At 68.4% G+C, this 15,112-nt stretch carries 15 protein-coding genes; 11 read left to right on the top strand and 4 right to left on the bottom strand.

Features of this window, described 5'->3' with window-relative positions:
* Positions 1–120: 120 nt before the first annotated feature.
* The 7 genes from C1I89_RS32175 (at position 121) to C1I89_RS32145 (ending at position 6,052) form a co-directional block, all read left to right on the top strand.
* Positions 121–978 carry a transketolase gene (locus C1I89_RS32175; protein ID WP_181391103.1) on the top strand — a complete coding sequence of 286 codons (858 nt, stop codon included), beginning with the start codon at positions 121–123 and terminating at the stop codon, positions 976–978.
* Positions 979–1,965: a transketolase family protein gene (locus C1I89_RS32170; protein ID WP_102776238.1), complete on the top strand. Its 987-nt coding sequence runs from the start codon at positions 979–981 to the stop codon at positions 1,963–1,965. It abuts the gene before it with no gap.
* Positions 1,966–1,980: 15 nt separating this feature from the next.
* A complete protein-coding gene (locus C1I89_RS32165) occupies positions 1,981–2,784 on the top strand; it encodes a shikimate dehydrogenase family protein (protein WP_102776237.1) in 804 nt (267 codons plus the stop codon).
* Between the two features lie 19 nt (positions 2,785–2,803).
* A complete protein-coding gene (locus C1I89_RS32160) occupies positions 2,804–4,396 on the top strand; it encodes a GMC family oxidoreductase (RefSeq protein WP_102776236.1) in 1,593 nt (530 codons plus the stop codon).
* A gap of 16 nt (positions 4,397–4,412) precedes the next feature.
* Positions 4,413–5,123 carry a glutathione S-transferase gene (locus C1I89_RS32155; RefSeq protein ID WP_102776235.1) on the top strand — a complete coding sequence of 237 codons (711 nt, stop codon included), beginning with the start codon at positions 4,413–4,415 and terminating at the stop codon, positions 5,121–5,123.
* 94 nt (positions 5,124–5,217) lie between these two features.
* Positions 5,218–5,442 carry a DUF1653 domain-containing protein gene (locus tag C1I89_RS32150; protein WP_102776280.1) on the top strand — a complete coding sequence of 75 codons (225 nt, stop codon included), beginning with the start codon at positions 5,218–5,220 and terminating at the stop codon, positions 5,440–5,442.
* Positions 5,443–5,446: 4 nt separating this feature from the next.
* Entirely contained in the window at positions 5,447–6,052 is a 606-nt protein-coding gene (locus C1I89_RS32145) for a 3'-5' exonuclease (RefSeq protein ID WP_102776234.1), read from the top strand.
* A gap of 151 nt (positions 6,053–6,203) precedes the next feature.
* On the opposite strand, the gene C1I89_RS32140 is transcribed toward C1I89_RS32145, so the two are convergent.
* On the bottom strand, positions 6,204–6,494 hold the full coding sequence (locus tag C1I89_RS32140; RefSeq protein ID WP_102776233.1) for an antibiotic biosynthesis monooxygenase family protein: 291 nt from the start codon (positions 6,492–6,494) through the stop codon (positions 6,204–6,206).
* Between the two features lie 480 nt (positions 6,495–6,974).
* Between C1I89_RS32140 and C1I89_RS32135 the strand changes: the two genes are divergently transcribed.
* The gene (locus C1I89_RS32135; protein ID WP_102776232.1) at positions 6,975–7,442 is read left to right on the top strand and encodes a hypothetical protein; all 468 of its coding nucleotides are present in this window, start codon (positions 6,975–6,977) and stop codon (positions 7,440–7,442) included.
* A 42-nt stretch (positions 7,443–7,484) separates the two neighbouring features.
* Complete coding sequence (locus C1I89_RS32130) at positions 7,485–8,168, top strand: hypothetical protein (RefSeq protein ID WP_102776231.1); 684 nt, start codon at positions 7,485–7,487, stop codon at positions 8,166–8,168.
* A 13-nt stretch (positions 8,169–8,181) separates the two neighbouring features.
* On the opposite strand, the gene C1I89_RS32125 is transcribed toward C1I89_RS32130, so the two are convergent.
* Positions 8,182–10,596 carry a DUF3772 domain-containing protein gene (locus C1I89_RS32125; protein WP_102776230.1) on the bottom strand — a complete coding sequence of 805 codons (2,415 nt, stop codon included), beginning with the start codon at positions 10,594–10,596 and terminating at the stop codon, positions 8,182–8,184.
* A 214-nt stretch (positions 10,597–10,810) separates the two neighbouring features.
* The gene (locus C1I89_RS32120; RefSeq protein ID WP_102776279.1) at positions 10,811–11,725 is read right to left on the bottom strand and encodes a LysR family transcriptional regulator; all 915 of its coding nucleotides are present in this window, start codon (positions 11,723–11,725) and stop codon (positions 10,811–10,813) included.
* Positions 11,726–11,968: 243 nt separating this feature from the next.
* Between C1I89_RS32120 and C1I89_RS32115 the strand changes: the two genes are divergently transcribed.
* Positions 11,969–13,486: an acetyl-CoA hydrolase/transferase family protein gene (locus tag C1I89_RS32115; RefSeq protein WP_102776229.1), complete on the top strand. Its 1,518-nt coding sequence runs from the start codon at positions 11,969–11,971 to the stop codon at positions 13,484–13,486.
* Positions 13,487–13,498: 12 nt separating this feature from the next.
* On the opposite strand, the gene C1I89_RS32110 is transcribed toward C1I89_RS32115, so the two are convergent.
* Positions 13,499–14,413: a LysR substrate-binding domain-containing protein gene (locus tag C1I89_RS32110; protein WP_102776228.1), complete on the bottom strand. Its 915-nt coding sequence runs from the start codon at positions 14,411–14,413 to the stop codon at positions 13,499–13,501.
* A 124-nt stretch (positions 14,414–14,537) separates the two neighbouring features.
* Between C1I89_RS32110 and C1I89_RS32105 the strand changes: the two genes are divergently transcribed.
* Positions 14,538–14,792 carry an isoleucyl-tRNA synthetase gene (locus C1I89_RS32105; protein WP_246842438.1) on the top strand — a complete coding sequence of 85 codons (255 nt, stop codon included), beginning with the start codon at positions 14,538–14,540 and terminating at the stop codon, positions 14,790–14,792.
* The last annotated feature ends 320 nt before the right edge of the window (positions 14,793–15,112 follow it).

The following is a 15,112-nucleotide window of genomic DNA, read 5'->3' as shown; positions in this document are numbered from 1 at the left end:
TTGCGGATCGGCTGTATCGATGGAGCGGCGGGGCGCGGGATGCATTCTATCCCGCAATGACCAATACGCGCTAAGCTAGTATATTATATATCATATATTCTGTTGAAAGCGGGAGACGGCATGGAACAGCGCTGCGCAATCCCCTCGGAGGCGGAGGTCCGGCTGCTGCGGGAAAAGGCCCGCCACATCCGGCTGGAGACCATCCGGCTGATCGAAATCGCCAAGGTCGGCCACTACAGCTCGGTGTTCTCGTGCGCCGAGATTTTTGCCGCGCTGTACTACGGCGTCATGCGCCTGCGCCGCGGCGACCCGCGCTGGCCGGACCGCGACCGTTTCCTGATGGGCAAGGGGCATGCGGCGGTGGGCCTCTTTCCCGTGCTGGCCGATCAGGGCTTTTTCGATCCGGCGCTGCTGGACGGCTACACCCGGCTGGGCAGCCCGCTGGGCGACCACCCCGACATGAGCAAGGTGCCGGGCGTCGATTTCAGTTCCGGCTCCATCGGCCATGCCTTGTCCAACGGCGTGGGCATGGCGCTGGGCGGCCGGATGAACCGGCGCGACTTCAGCGTGTTCGTGATGCTGGGCGACGGCGAGATGCAGGAAGGGCAGGTCTGGGAAGCGGCCCTGTTCGCCGCGCACCACCGCCTGTCTCGGCTGATCGCCATCGTCGACCGCAACGGTTACCAGCTCGACGGCAAGGTCGACGACGTGATGGGCGTGGAATCGCTGCGCGAGAAATGGCAGGCGTTCGGCTGGGAGGTGCACGAGGTCGACGGCCACGATCCGGCGGCCCTGACCGCGCTGCTGCGCGGCCTGCGCGCCGACGAGGCGCGCGACCGGCCGGCCTGCGTGATCGCCCGGACCGTCAAGGGCAAGGGCGTCTCCTTCATGGAGACCGAGCCCGGCTGGCACCTGGGCTATCTGGCGCCGCAGGACGCGCAGGCCGCTATCGACGAAATCATGTCCCGCGAGATCTGAATGGCACAAGCAAACCCGCTCTCCCCCGACTCCTGGCAGTACCGCGCGCTGAACGCGGTGAACCCCGGGCTTTCCTATCTTGCCGAGGCCCTGATCGCGCTGGCCGCGCAAGGCCACCCCGTGGTGGCCGGGTCGGCCGACCTGCAATATTCCAACGGCCTGCATCGTTTCGCGCAGGCCTATCCGGACCGCTACGTACAGTTCGGCATATCCGAGCAGAACATGGTGTCGGCGGCGGCCGGCCTGGCCACCACCGGGATGATGCCCTTCGTCGCGACCTTCGCCTCGTTCCTGGGCCTGCTGTGCTGCGAACAGATCCGCATGGACGTGGCCTATACCGGGCTGCCCGTGCGCCTCATCGGCCATCACACCGGCATCAGCCTGGGGTTCTACGGCACTTCGCACCACGCCACGGAAGACATTTCCACGATGCGCGCCCTGGCCGGCCTGACCGTGGTGTCGCCGGCCGACGGGCCGCAGCTGGCCAGCGCCATCAAGGCCTCGGTGGACTGGCCGCAGCCCATCTATTTCCGCATCGGGCGCGGCCGCGACCCGCAGGTCTACGAAGATGGCGCGCCGTTCGAATTCGGCCGCGCCATCGTTCATTCCCACGGCAGCGACCTCAACATCATCGCCTGCGGCATCACCGTGCACGCCGCGCTGGCCGCCGCCGCGCAGCTGGGCGCCGAGGGCTGGTCCGTGGGCGTGATCGACATGGCCACCATCAAGCCGCTGGACCGCGAGGCCGTGCTGGCCGCCGCCGGCCGCTCCTCCGCGCTGATGACGGTGGAAGAACACAACGTGCTGGGCGGGCTGGGCTCGGCCGTGGCCGAAGTGCTGGCCGACGCCGGCTGCGGCGTCCGCCTGCGCCGCCACGGCATTTACGACCAATACAGCCTGATCGCGCCGCCCGCGACCCTGTACGCGCACTACAGGCTCGACGCCGCCGGCATTGGCGAGGTCGCGCGCGAACTGCTCAAAACTTGAACCACGGAGAACCCAATGAAGGAAATCAGCGGCAACACCCGCCTGTTCGGCATCCTGGCCGATCCCATCCACCATGTGAAGACGCCGCAGCGCATGAACGAGCATTTCGCCCGCATCGGCTTCGACGGCGTGTGCGTGCCTTTCCACGTGCGGCCCGACGGCCTGGCCGACGCGGTGGCGGCGCTGCGGCGCTTGAACAACCTGGGCGGCGTCATCGTCACCATGCCGCACAAGACCGCCATCCTGGAACTGGTCGACGAGGCCAGCCCCGTGGCGCGCGCGATAGGCGCGGCCAACGTGGTGCGCCGCGACCCCGACGGCCGGCTGGTGGCGCACATGCTGGACGGCGAGGGCTTCGTCCGCGGCCTGATCGAGGCCGGCGTCGCCCCGCAAGGAAAAAGCGCCTACCTGGCGGGCGCCGGCGGGGCCGCGAACGCCATCGGTTTCGCGCTGGTGCAGGCCGGCGTATCCAGGCTGACCATCGCCAACCGCACCGTGGCCAAGGCCGAAGACCTGAAGCAGCGCATCCTGTCGCTGCATCCCGGCGCCGACATCGCCATCGGCACGCCCGATCCCTCGGGGCATGACCTGGTCGTCAACGGCACTTCGCTGGGCATGAAGCCCGACGATGCGCTGCCGCTGGACACGCAGCGGCTGACGCCGGACCAGCTGGTCTGCGAAGTCATCATGCAGCCGCGCGATACCGCGCTGCTGCTGGCCGCTCAGGCCCGCGGCTGCAAGGTGCACTACGGCGCGCCCATGCTGGCCTGCCAGATCGAACTGATGGCGCAGATGCTGGGCGTGCCGGACGCCGCCTGAGGCCCGACCCGCAACGACCATGGGCGAATACGATTTCATCATCGCCGGCGGCGGCACCGCCGGCTGCATCCTGGCCAACCGCCTGAGCGCCGACGGCAGGCACCGCGTGCTGATGCTGGAGGCCGGGCAGCAGCCGCACAGCATGTGGATCTCGATACCCGCGGGCTTTTCGCGTCTGCTGGTCGATCCGGATTACAACTGGCGCTTCGCCACCGAGCCGGAAGACAACGTATACGGGCGGACCATCGCCGTGCCCCGGGGCAAGGGCGTGGGCGGCTCGACGCTGATCAACGGCATGATCTACGTGCGCGGCCAGCCCGGCGATTACGACGGCTGGGAAGCCGCCGGCGCCGCCGGCTGGAACTGGACGCTGGCCGCGCGCCTGTTCCGCAAGATCGAGCGCTACGAGCGGGGAGGCGAGGGCCGCGGCACGGACGGCCCCATGCGCCTGGAAGAGGTGGCCGAACGCTATCCGGTGTCCGACGCGTTTCTGCGCGCCGCGCAGGAAGACGGCCAGCGCCTGAACCCGGACTACAACAGCGGCGACCAGGAGGGCGTGGGCTACTACCAGGTGCTGCAGCACCGGGGCCGCCGCTGGAGCGTGGTGGACGGCTATCTGCGGCCCGCGGCCGGCCGCAGGAACCTGACCGTGGAATGCGGGGCGCACGTGACGCGGCTGCTGTTCGAGGGCAGGCGCTGCACGGGCGTGGTCTATCGGCAGGACGGGCGCGAGCACACCGTGCGGGCCGCGCGCGAGACGCTGCTGTGCCTGGGGGCGGTGCAGTCGCCGCAACTGCTGGAACTGTCCGGCGTGGGGAGCCCGGCGCTGCTGCAATCGCTGGGAATTCCGCTGGTGCATGCGCTGCCGCAGGTGGGCGAAAACTATATCGACCACTACGCCACGCGCATGAACTGGCGCGTCAAGGGCACGGTGACGCTGAACGAAATGTCGCGCGGCTGGCGGCTGGCGCGGCAGGTGGCGCGCTACTACGCCAGCCGCAAGGGCATTCTGACGCTGGGCACGGGGCTGGTGCACGGCTTCGTCAAAAGCGCGCCGGACCTGCCGGCGCCCGACGTGCAGTATTTCTTCGTGCACGCCAGCTACGCCAACGCGGCCGAACGCATCCTGGACCGCGAACCCGGCATGACGATAGGCGTGGCCCAGCTGCGCCCCGAATCGACGGGTTCCATCCACATCAAGTCCGCGGACCCGCTGGCCGGGCCGGCCATCCGCCCCAACTTCCTGTCGGCCCAGGTGGACCGCGATAGCCTGGTGGGCGGCATGATGGCGGCGCGGCGCATCGTCGGCCAGCCGGCCCTGCGTCCGTATGTGGCCGCGGAAATGAGCCCGGGCGCGGACGTGCAGCGCTACGATGAATGGCTGGACTTCGCGCGCCGCAACGGCCAGACCATCTACCATCCCATCGGCACCTGCCGCATGGGCTCGGATGACGGCGCCGTCACCGACGCGCGCCTGCGGGTCAACGGCGTGTCGGGCCTGCGGGTGGTGGACGCCTCGGTGATGCCCAGGATGGTGTCCGGCAATACCCAGGCGGCCGTCATGATGGTGGCCGAGCGGGGCGCGGAGATGATCCTGGAGGACGCGCAATAACCGGAAAGGAGCTGGAATGACATACGACCTTTGGTATTGGGACGGCATCCCCGGACGCGGGGAGTTCGTGCGCCTGGCGCTGGAGGCGGGCGGCATCGCCTACCGCGAGCGCGCGCGCGAACCCGGCGCCGACGGCGCCACGCTGGCCGCCGACATGGCCGCGCGGCGCGAATATCCGCCCTTCGCGCCGCCGTATCTGGTGGCCGGGAAAATGACGCTGGCGCAGACCGCCAACATCCTGCTGTTCCTGGGAGAAAAGCACGGGCTGGCGCCCAAGTCCGTGGAAGGGCGGCTGTGGGTCAACCAGTTGCAGCTGACCATCGCCGACATGGTGGCCGAAGCCCACGACACCCACCATCCCATCTCGTCGAGCGACTACTACGAAGACCAGAAGGCCGAGGCGGCGCGGCGCGCGCGCAGCTTCCGCGAGGAACGCATGCCCAAGTTCCTGGGGTATTTCGAGCGGGTGCTGGAAGGGCAGCAGGCCTGGCTGGCCGGCGGCGAGCGCTGGACCTATGCGGACCTGTCCTTGTTCCAGCTGGTCGACGGCCTGCTCTATGCCTTCCCGAAGCGCATGGCGACGCTGGCCGCGTCCTATCCCAAGGTCATGGCGCTGCATGCGCGCGTGGCGGCGCTGCCGGAGCTGCAGCCGTATTTCCAGAGCGGCAGGCGCCTGCCCTACGGCGACGGCATTTTCCGCCGCTACCGCGAGCTGGACGCGGCCTGATCCGCGCCGGTGCGCTATAAACTCGGTATCGTCCGAACCTTCAGGCCCGGTCATGCACCGCCATGCCCGGGCCATATTGCTGCCGCAGTCCTCCATGACCGAATCCGAAGCCCTGGCTCTCGCCTCGCACCGCCACTACAAGGGCGGCCTGTACCGCTACGTGGGCACCGCCCGCCATTCCGAAACCGAAGAATCCCTGGTCGTGTACGAACACCTGTGGCCGCACGAACGCGGGCTGTGGGTGCGTCCGGCGGAGATGTTCTTCGGGAAGCTGGACGACGGCAGGCCGCGTTTCGCGCCGCTGGCTTCGGCGCAGTGAAGCCATGAGCTATTTCTACCGACGACCGCGCGCGGCCGGCGCGGCGGCGGGCCGCAAGGCCGAGGCCCTGAACGACGCGCTGCAGGCATTGCGCGGCCCCTTCATCGTGGCCGACCTGGAAACCACCGGCCTGTCCACCGCCACCTGCGAGATCCTGGAATTCGCCGCCGTGCGCGTGGGCGCGGCCGGCGCGCTGGAGCGCGAGTACACGCAGGTGGTGCGCACGCGCGGCCCGGTGCCGTCGTTCATCACCCGCCTGACCGGCATCACGCAGGCCGAGGTGGACCGCCACGGCGTGCCGGTGACGCAGGCGTTCTCGTCGTTCCTGGACTTCGTCGAAGACCTGCCGGTGTTCTTCCACAACGCGTCCTTCGACCGGCGCTTCCTGGGCGCGGCAGCGGACCAGACCGGCATGCCGTTTTCCAACCCCACCCACTGCACGCTGGCGCTGGCCCGGCGCGCCTGGCCCGAACTGCCTTCGCACAAGCTGGAGATCCTGGCCCGCCACGTCGGCGCGTCCAATCCCACGCACCGGGCGCTGGCCGACGTGCGCACCACCGTGGCGGTGGCGCTGGCGGCGGGGTCGTTATTGGGGGTTGGCGCCGGCTGATGGGTTTCGCGCGTTCGATGGTCGCGTTCCGGCCTAAAGACTCTCGCGCTGCACCCATCCTACGATCGTGAGGCCGTAGGATGGGTGCAGCGCGAGACATTCGATATAAAAAACCGCTGCGGAACGCGCGTAACCCATCGCTCCACCCCCCTCAGATCACCTTCTGCTCGTGATGCACCTGCGGCGGCTCGACGAAAAAGCCCGCCACCAGCTTGCGCCATTCCTGGAAATCGCTGGATTCGCGGAAATCGACCATGTGGTTTTCAACGGTCTCCCACTCCACCACCAGCGTGTAGCGCTGCGGCAGTTCGATGCTGCGGTACAGCTCCATGCCGTGGCAGCCGCGGGCCCGCAGGAACAGCGGCTTGGCCTGCGCCACGCCGGCCTCGAACAGCGCTTCCTGCCCCTCGCGCACGTGGATGCTGGCAATCTCCTGGATCATGGTCTTGTCTCCCTGTGATGGATGAAGCCGGCAGCGGCCGGCGGCGCAGATAGTATGGCCGAAAAAGGCGGTATTCAGCCGTACGACAGCTTGACGGCGCTTGCGGGAAATGCAGGGACGGCCCCGTCGCCCGCGCGTCCTAGTGCAGTTGCCGCAGGCGCGCGCCGGCCTTCCCATCCATCGGGCCGAGTGCGGCGCGCGGCGCGGCCGTCGCAGCCCTTTGCGTTTCGTCCATACGCATGGTCCGCGCGCGGCGTGTTCGCACATTTGGCCGGATGTGTTACCGGCCCGGATCGTCCGGCGGGAGTCGGTCGCCCGTTCAGCCGATATCGACGGATCTAGGACGGCGCAATCATTCCGTACCAATACGAAAGTCCCAGGCCTTTCGTCATTGTCCGGAGGGCTGGGAGGGTAACGGTCCGCGCCGGTCGGTCGCCGGCAGCCATGCATCCGTGCAAGCACGGATCGGGAGGAGCTCAAATGAAAAAGCTCGCAGCAGTCGCCGCGTTGTCCCTGTTCGCCGCCACCGCCTACGCCACCGGCCCCGGCGGTTCGGTGACGGTCCATTCCGGCGCCATCAACGGCACCGTGTCATCCATCTCCACCGGCAGTTCCGTGGTGGCCACCCAGATCAACGGCTACGGTTCGTCCAGCCAGACCTCGTTCGGTGAAACCGGCGGCGTGGCCCAGGCTGGAGGCAGCTTCGGTCCGGACGGAACGCAAGTCGTCACCAGCACGCGCCAATACGCCACCAGCGAGTCGTACGGCAGCGTGTCGGGCAACGCGCCCATCATGGTGGGCGACAGCATCGCCAACGGCGGGGCCTCGTTCGGGCAGACCGAGACCAGCGCCTCGGCCACCGGGACGTTCCACGCGGCGAACGTGGGGGCGTTCGGGGCAATACACGGCATCGGCGCGGTAGGCCATGTCGCAGGGTTCAATCACTGACCCCTGACCGGACGGCTGCGGCCGTCCGGTAGAGGAGACATCATGAAGACCATAGCGCTTGCCATGACGCTGTCGCTGGCCGCGTTCTCCGCCGCGGCCCAGACCAGCAGTTCCAGTGCCACGACGTCGGCGACCTCGGGCTCGACCAATGCCGGCAACAACCAGGGCATCACCTTCAATTCCAGCAACGGCGGCTCCAGCACGCTGCGCAGCGCGCCGCCGGTGGGCGGCCAGAGTTTCTACGGCTCGTTTTCGTCGGACAGCTGCATGGTTTCCGCCGGAGGAGGCGGTTCCGTGGTCGGCTTCGGCATGAACGTGGCGATCCCGATCGAGGACCAGAAGTGCAGCCTGCGGCGCAACTTCGAACGCACCATGCAGGCGGCCGCGTCCACCAAGGACGCCGACCGGGCGCGGCGCCTGGAGACGGCCGCCATCGACATCCTGTGCCAGACCGACGACCGCACCAAGGCCGCGCTGGTGGCGCAGGGGCTGTGCACCAATCCCGCGCTGACCACGGCGGATCACCGATTCGACGGCGCCGCCGTGGCGCAGGTCGCGCCGTCGGCGCCGGTGCTGGCCGAACGCCCGCCCCTGGGCCAGCCGCTGCCGCCGGCGGCCCAGGCCTATCCCGTGCGCTCGGTGCGCAGCGCCGCGCTGGCCTCGCCGCCGCTGCGCAATCCCAGGCTGGACCAGCAGGCCTTCGCGGACCTCTACACGCCGGGCTGAGCCCGCCGGCCGCTCAGGGCGCGGGATGCGCGCCCGGCGCCGGCGCGGCCGCCTGCATGGGCGGCAGTTCCGGGGCCGAGGCCAGCAGCATGGTGGGCGGTGAAGAGACCTCCAGCCCCGCATCGTGCAGCCGCTTGAGCACGGTGAACAGCAGGGCGCTGCGCACCCCGTACGCGGCCCGCGGCGAGGACACGTAGCCCTTGGCGTTGAAGATCAGGTGGCCGCCTTCGATGCCGTCCAGGAACACGTTCGGCGCCGGCGTCTCCAGCACGTCCTCGTGGTCGGCGAAGGCCTGCAGGATCAGGTCGTGCACCTGTTCGGCGTCGGTGGACAGGGGCAGCGGCAGCTTGATCTGGACCAGGCCCAGCGGGTTGGAGCGGGTCACGTTGCGTACGGTCTTGGTGACGAACTCCGAGTTCGGCACGATCACCGTCGAGCGGTCGCCCATCTGGATCTCGGTGGCGCGCACGTTGATGCGCAGGATGTCGCCCTCCACGCCGCCCAGCGAGACCCAGTCGCCCACCTTGACCGGGCGTTCGGCCAGCAGGATCAGGCCCGACACGAAGTTCTGGACCACCGCCTGCAGGCCGAAACCGATACCCACCGACAGCGCGCTGGCGATCCACGCCACCCGTTCCAGGCCGATGCCGGCGGCCGACAGCGCCAGCGCCACGGCGGTCACCACGCCGGCATAGCCGAACAGCGTGGCGGCCGACAACTGCATGCCGGGGTCCAGCTCGGTGGTGGGCAGATAGCGGTTGGACAGCCAGCGCTTGAGCATCTTCACGCCCAGCAGCGACAGCCCCAGCACCAGCAGCGCCTGCAGCACCGCGCCCGGGCGGATCTGCGCCTCGCCGATGGCCAGGCCCTTGCGCAACTGGTCGAAGCGCTGCAGCAGGTCGGTGGGCGCTTCGCCGAACGGCGCCAGCAGCAGCGTGATGGCGAGCAGCCCGACGGCCACCCGGCCGACGCCGGACAGCAGCACCGCGGCCTGGTCGCGGATGCTGGGGGCTTCGCGCTCGCTGTCGCGGTGCGAAGTGCCCAGCAGCGTGCCGAAACCGTCTTCGATCAGGGTCGAGGCCAGATAGGCCGAGGCCAGCACGATGAGCGTCCACAGCGTCTGCTTGACCAGGAAGCTGCCGAACGCCACATAGCCTGCCAGCAGGCTGGCCAGGCTCAGTATCAGCACGGTCCAGATGGCGCTCAGCAGCAGCGACACCCAGAAAGGAATGGGCGCATCGCTTTCCTGCATCGCGCGGCGGCGCAGCCGGCGGCCGATGGCCAGCACCGCGCCGATCAGGGCCATGGTCATGACGGCGACGATGCCGGTCAGCGTGATCGTCGTCGTCAGGCTGGCGTTGAGCAGCACGGGCAGGCGCTCGGCCAGCCAGATCATCACCACCAGCACGCCCACCACGCCGGGCACCCAGCGCAGCCGCGTCGCCACGAGGTCGCTGATCGGCGGCAGGCGCCACGAGGGCCGGTTCGAGGACAGCAGCGCATAGCCCAGGCCGGACACGTAGCCGCCGAAACAGACCGTCGCCACCAGGTTGGCCAGCAGCGACGACGTGTTGTCGCTCAACTGCGAATTCCAGTCCAGGCCGACGTGGATCAGCAGCGCGATGATGCCCGGCGTGGCCACCGCCATGGCCACGTGGGTCAGCGCCAGGAACGAGCGCCGCAGCCGGCCCGGCGGCACGCGGGTGGCGGTCAGGCGCAGCAGCAGGCGGCCGATCCAGATGCGCAGGGCGATCGTCAGCGCGGCCGCGGCGGCCAGCAGCAGCCAGCCTCTTTTCGGGGTCTGCCCGACCGCGGTCGACAGGTTATCGCCCAGGTCCTCCAGGCGTTCCAGGTCGCGCGGGAATTCCGCGCGGAACTCGGTCCAGAACGGGTCGGAGAGAAAGGAGTCGCGCCGCTCTCCCAGGCGCGCCTGGAACTGGGTGCGGCGCTGCGCCGAGATCTGTTCCGCGGTCTGCCCGGCGTCCACCGACAGCAGCCGCGCCAGCTTGATCTGCGCGTCCAGCGCGCGATTGCTCTTTTCCAGCTGCGCGCGCTGCGCGGCCACGTCCGGCGCTTCCTTGGCGCCTTCGGGCGGCGTGCCCAGTTCGCTCAGCTTGGCCGCCACGCTGGCCAGTTGCGGCGCCAGCGCCTCGGCCGCGGCGTCCGCCTTGGACTGAATGTCCAGCGCTTCGCCGCGCTGCTTCACCAGGCTGGCGTCGTCGGTTTCGTCGGCCACGCGCTTGCGGATCTCGTCGATCTGCTTGCGCGCCGAGCCCAGCATGGCTTCGGTATCGGCCGGGGTGGGCGGCGAGGCCGCGACGGCGGGAAACAGGAACAGCGCCAGCAGCAGGGCCGCGACCAGCGCCATGAGCGAGGACGGCCGGGCGCGGCCGGTCCGCAGGGGCAGGGTAGAGGGAATAGGAATCATGTTTCAGGGCGAGTGGCTCGCATCGAGGCGGCAGCATAACAAGCCGCAGTCCTGCCCATTGCAACAAAAACTGGTGCTATGGCCCCATTTTTAACCCAGCCGCGATCGTCGCCAGCGGGCCGGCTGCGCGGCTATTGAAAAAAGGGGCGGATTGACGGGAGCGGCGGCCGGCGCCGGCGCCCGCAATCCAAGTTTACGTGGCCAACGTTTGGATTCAACTCGCCCGGCGCGCCGGCGCGTTTTTCGGCTTGCCCAGCACTTCGTCGCACACCTCCAGCCAGGCGCGCGCCGCGTGCGACAGGTAAACCGATTGCTGCCAGATATGGCCGACTTCCCACTGGATGCCGGACTTGGCCAGTTTGGCCGTGCTCAGGCCGCGCGTCTTGATCCGCTGCATCAGCGGCTCGGGCAGGAGCGCCACGCCCAGGCCCGTGGAAGCCATGGCCACCAGGAAATCCCAATGCGCGCTCTGCGCCGCGATGCCGGGCTGGAAGCCGGCCTCGGCGCAGGCCTGGCGCAGGCGCCGCGTGATGGCGAAATCGTCCGTGGGTATCAATAGCCGCGCCTCGCGCAGCGCGCCCAGCGGCAGCGAGGTCTTGCCCGCCCACGGCGCGTCCGGCGGCCCGATCGCCCAGATGGGATAGCGGCCGAAGGGCTGGGCGGCCAGCCCGCCGTCGGGCGCGATCGGCAGGATGGTGGCGCCCACTTCAAGTTCGCCGCTTGCGACCAGCCCCTCGACCGCCTGCCCGGTGCCTTCGCGCAGGGTCAGGTGGATGCCGGGATGGCGCTCGCGAAAGCGCTTGACCACCGGCGTGAACAGCAGATTGATCATGGGCGGAATGCCGACCTCCAGCGCGCCGCGGCGCAGGTCCGTGGTCTGGCGCAGCTCGTCGGCGAGCTGGCGCATGGTCTCCAGCACCTGCAGCCCGCGCTGGTACATGACCCGGCCGGTATCGGTGGGGCGCGCGGTGTGGCCGTCGCGGATCAGCAGCGGCGTGCCGGCCTCGTCCTCCAGCTGGCGAATCATCTTGCTGACCGTCGATTGCGTCACGAACAGCGCCTTCGCGGCCTGCGTGAAGCTGGCATGCCTGACGGTTTCGACGAAATACCGCAATGCGCGCACGTCCATGGTCCGCGGCCCTCCCTTGCGCGCCATGCGCGGCTATGAGCAAACGATGAAAAAAACGACTGGATTGGATGATTTTAAGTCATTACGAGATTTGGGCCGGCCTTCCTATACTGCCGGAAAATCGTCCCTGGGCCGCCACGATCCGGCCGTGGGATCTCGGGAAACGCCGCGTCAGACGGCGCCTGGGCGCCAGGCTTCGCCGCGCCCCGCCGCCAGCCGTTGGCCCTTGAATCTGGAGACACCATGCATCTCGACCGTATCCGCCACCCTGGGCTGCGCGCCAAGATCACGTCCGCCGAACAGGCGGCTTTGCTGGTTCAGGACGGCATGACCGTCGGAATGAGCGGCTTCACCCGCGCCGGCGACTGCAAGTCTGTGCCGGCGGCGCTGGCGGCCCGCGCCGAGCGCGAGCCGCTGTCCATCACCCTGATCACCGGCGCCTCGCTCGGCCACGATACGGACAAGCTGCTGGCGCAGGCCAACGCCCTGGCGCGCCGCATGCCGTTCCAGGTCGACACCACGCTGCGCCGCAAGATCAACCAGGGCGAGATCGCCTTCATCGACCAGCACCTGTCCGAAACCGTCGAACAGCTGCGCGCCGGCCATATCGGCCCCATCAACGTGGCCATCATCGAGGCCGCCGCCATTACCGAGAGCGGCGCCATCGTGCCGACGATGTCGGTGGGCAACTCCGCCTCGTTCGCGCAGCAGGCCGACCGCATCATCATCGAACTGAACCTGAGCGTGCCCGCCGCCATCGAAGGGCTGCACGACATCTACGTGCCTGCCGACAGGCCGCAGCGCCAGCCCATCGGCCTGGTGTCGCCGGAGCAGCGCATCGGCCAGACCTGTATCGAGGTCGACCCGGACAAGATCGCCGCCATCGTCATCACGAGCGAGCCGGACAGTCCCTCGAACGCCTTGCCGCCCGATGCCGAGACCAACGCAATCGCCGGCCACATCAACGCCTTCCTGCGCGGCGAAGTCGAGGCCGGCCGCCTGGACAATTCGCTCCTGCCGCTGCAGGCCGGCATCGGCACCATCGCCAACGCCGTGCTGCACGGATTCGAATCGTCCGGCTTCGAACGGCTGACCATGTACTCGGAGGTGCTGCAGGACAGCGCCATCGAACTGCTGGACCAGGGCAAGCTGGCCTTCGCCTCGGCTTCGTCGATCACGGTGTCCAAGCCCGTGTACGAAAAAATCCTGGCCAACATCGAGCATTACCGCGAACGCATCGTGCTGCGGCCGCAGGAAATCAGCAACGCGCCGGAAATCGTGCGCCGCCTGGGCATCATCGCGATCAACACCGCGCTGGAGTTCGACATCTACGGCAACGTGAATTCGACCCACGTGGGCGGCACGCACATGATGAACGGCATCGGCGGTTCGGGCGACTTCGCGCGCAACGCGCACCTGGCCATCTTCGTATCCAAGTCCATGGCCAAGAACGGCGACATCTCCAGCGTCGTGCCCATGGTGTCCCACGTCGACCACACCGAACATGACGTGGACGTGCTGGTCACCGAATGCGGACTGGCCGACCTGCGCGGCCTGGCCCCGCGCGAACGCGCCCGCGCCATCATCCGCAACTGCGTGCATCCTTCGTACCGCGACGCCCTGCAGGACTACTTCGACCGCGCCTGCGAACGCGGCGGCCAGACCCCGCACCTGCTCGAGGAAGCGTTCTCCTGGCACCAGCGCTTCAATGAAACGGACTCGATGCAGCCCGCTGCGCCCACGGCGCGCAAGGTCGCCTGAGGCGGGGCGGCGTTATTTCGCCGCGGGGCCGGCCAGGCTGCGGCGCGACATCTCCAGCTCGTCGCGCAGCCACTGCTTCAGCGCCACCAGCGGCCCCCAGTCGCGCAGGCTGGGGCGATAGACCAGGTGATAGGTCTGCTCCTGCTCGTAATGGACGCTGACGGGCGAAACCTGCACCAGCCGTCCGGCGCATAGCGCGTCGGCCGCGAGCAGCTCGCGGCCCAGCGTGACGCCCAAGCCCTGCTCGGCCGCCTGCAGCATCATGCCGGCATCATTGAACGAAGCCACCGGCGTCACCGGCGTGCGCAGACCGGCCGCATTGAACCAGTGCTGCCACATCTCGCGTTCGCCCAGCAGGGGCTGGCGCGCCAGGGTCTGCGGGCTGCAATCCGGTAGCGCCGCCGCCGTCTCCGGCGAGGCCAGCACGATCAGCGGCAGGGGCACATCGAACAGCGGTTCCGATTCCACGCCCGGCCAGGGGCCGCGCCCATAGCGCAGCGCGGCATGAAAACCGTCGCGCAGCAGGTCGGCGACCTGCTGGGAAGAATCGATCTCCAGCGCCAGCCCCGGATGGCGGCTGCGCCAGCGCGCCATGCGCGGCAGCAGCCAGCGCTGCGCGAAGGACGGCAATACCGACACCCGCAAGCGTTGCTCGTCGCCGGTGGCGGCGGCCGACGCCGCCAGCACGCCTTCGTCCAGTTGCGTCAGCGCGCCCTGCACGGCGCACAGCAAGGCGGCGCCCGCGCTATTGAGCACGATGCCGCGCCCGCTGCGCTCGAACAGCGGGAAGCCCAGTTGTTCTTCCAGGCCCTTGATCTGTTGGCTGACGGCGCTGTGGGTCAGGTGCAGGCGCTCGGCGGCCGCGCGCAGATTCTGCAATTCGGCGACCGCACGGAAGGCGGGCAGGGTGTTCAGGGGCAGACGCATGGCGCACCGGGGGCGGGACATTGATTGGTCATCATAGCTTACCGATAACCGGCAAACAATTCGATTTTCTGCGGCTCGCTGGGCTATTACGCTTACCAAACACCTAGCCCCTATGGAGTCAGCCATGTCTGCGCATACCTGCTCTACCTCTCCCGTCGCGGTTTCCCACGCCACGGCGACCCATGCATCCGGCAACCTTGCCGGTTGGCTGTGGTCCTGCTATCTGGGGTACCGCGCCAGGAATCGCCTGCGCCGACTGGCCGCGGATCTGGACGAACACATGCTGCAGGACGTGGGAGCGCCCGACTGGCTGGTCAGCGAAGCCACGGTCAACCGGGAGCTGGCCCGCCTGCGCGATGCGAACTATCTGCGCTGGTAAGCAGGCCGGCCGTGCCGCCGCTTCCGCTCTCTATATATAGAGAATGAAGAGAATGGCGCGCGGCCGCCACCTTTGCCGAAAACTTGTGCTATAGTCTCGCTCCTTCGCAGTTCGGACAGTTTTTCGAACGGCGGGGCCAGGCAAGCATCATTGCATGGATCGCGCAAATCAGGCAGAAGTCAGTTGCGCAATTCGAAAATAATGTGCTATAGTCTTGGGCTTGGCAGTTACCGAAACACTAGGGTTTACCCTGATATTTCGATAGCTGCCAAAGAGGAAAGGGGCTGAAGAAGCCGCGACAGGAAAGCAAAGCGATAAGC

The organism is Achromobacter pulmonis, assembly GCF_002885955.2.
In the GTDB taxonomy this organism is placed as follows: domain Bacteria; phylum Pseudomonadota; class Gammaproteobacteria; order Burkholderiales; family Burkholderiaceae_B; genus Achromobacter; species Achromobacter pulmonis_A.
This window is presented reverse-complemented; position numbering and strand designations above follow the sequence as displayed.

Excerpts from the sequence above, each read along its gene's own strand:
- C1I89_RS32175 (WP_181391103.1), top strand. The coding sequence starts at position 121 with ATGGAACAGCGCTGCGCAATCCCCTCGGAGGCGGAGGTCCGGCTGCTG.
- C1I89_RS32170 (WP_102776238.1), top strand. The coding sequence starts at position 979 with ATGGCACAAGCAAACCCGCTCTCCCCCGACTCCTGGCAGTACCGCGCG.
- C1I89_RS32165 (WP_102776237.1), top strand. The coding sequence starts at position 1,981 with ATGAAGGAAATCAGCGGCAACACCCGCCTGTTCGGCATCCTGGCCGAT.
- C1I89_RS32160 (WP_102776236.1), top strand. The coding sequence starts at position 2,804 with ATGGGCGAATACGATTTCATCATCGCCGGCGGCGGCACCGCCGGCTGC.
- C1I89_RS32155 (WP_102776235.1), top strand. The coding sequence starts at position 4,413 with ATGACATACGACCTTTGGTATTGGGACGGCATCCCCGGACGCGGGGAG.
- C1I89_RS32150 (WP_102776280.1), top strand. The coding sequence starts at position 5,218 with ATGACCGAATCCGAAGCCCTGGCTCTCGCCTCGCACCGCCACTACAAG.
- C1I89_RS32145 (WP_102776234.1), top strand. The coding sequence starts at position 5,447 with ATGAGCTATTTCTACCGACGACCGCGCGCGGCCGGCGCGGCGGCGGGC.
- C1I89_RS32140 (WP_102776233.1), bottom strand. The coding sequence starts at position 6,494 with ATGATCCAGGAGATTGCCAGCATCCACGTGCGCGAGGGGCAGGAAGCG.
- C1I89_RS32135 (WP_102776232.1), top strand. The coding sequence starts at position 6,975 with ATGAAAAAGCTCGCAGCAGTCGCCGCGTTGTCCCTGTTCGCCGCCACC.
- C1I89_RS32130 (WP_102776231.1), top strand. The coding sequence starts at position 7,485 with ATGAAGACCATAGCGCTTGCCATGACGCTGTCGCTGGCCGCGTTCTCC.
- C1I89_RS32125 (WP_102776230.1), bottom strand. The coding sequence starts at position 10,596 with ATGATTCCTATTCCCTCTACCCTGCCCCTGCGGACCGGCCGCGCCCGG.
- C1I89_RS32120 (WP_102776279.1), bottom strand. The coding sequence starts at position 11,725 with ATGGACGTGCGCGCATTGCGGTATTTCGTCGAAACCGTCAGGCATGCC.
- C1I89_RS32115 (WP_102776229.1), top strand. The coding sequence starts at position 11,969 with ATGCATCTCGACCGTATCCGCCACCCTGGGCTGCGCGCCAAGATCACG.
- C1I89_RS32110 (WP_102776228.1), bottom strand. The coding sequence starts at position 14,413 with ATGCGTCTGCCCCTGAACACCCTGCCCGCCTTCCGTGCGGTCGCCGAA.
- C1I89_RS32105 (WP_246842438.1), top strand. The coding sequence starts at position 14,538 with ATGTCTGCGCATACCTGCTCTACCTCTCCCGTCGCGGTTTCCCACGCC.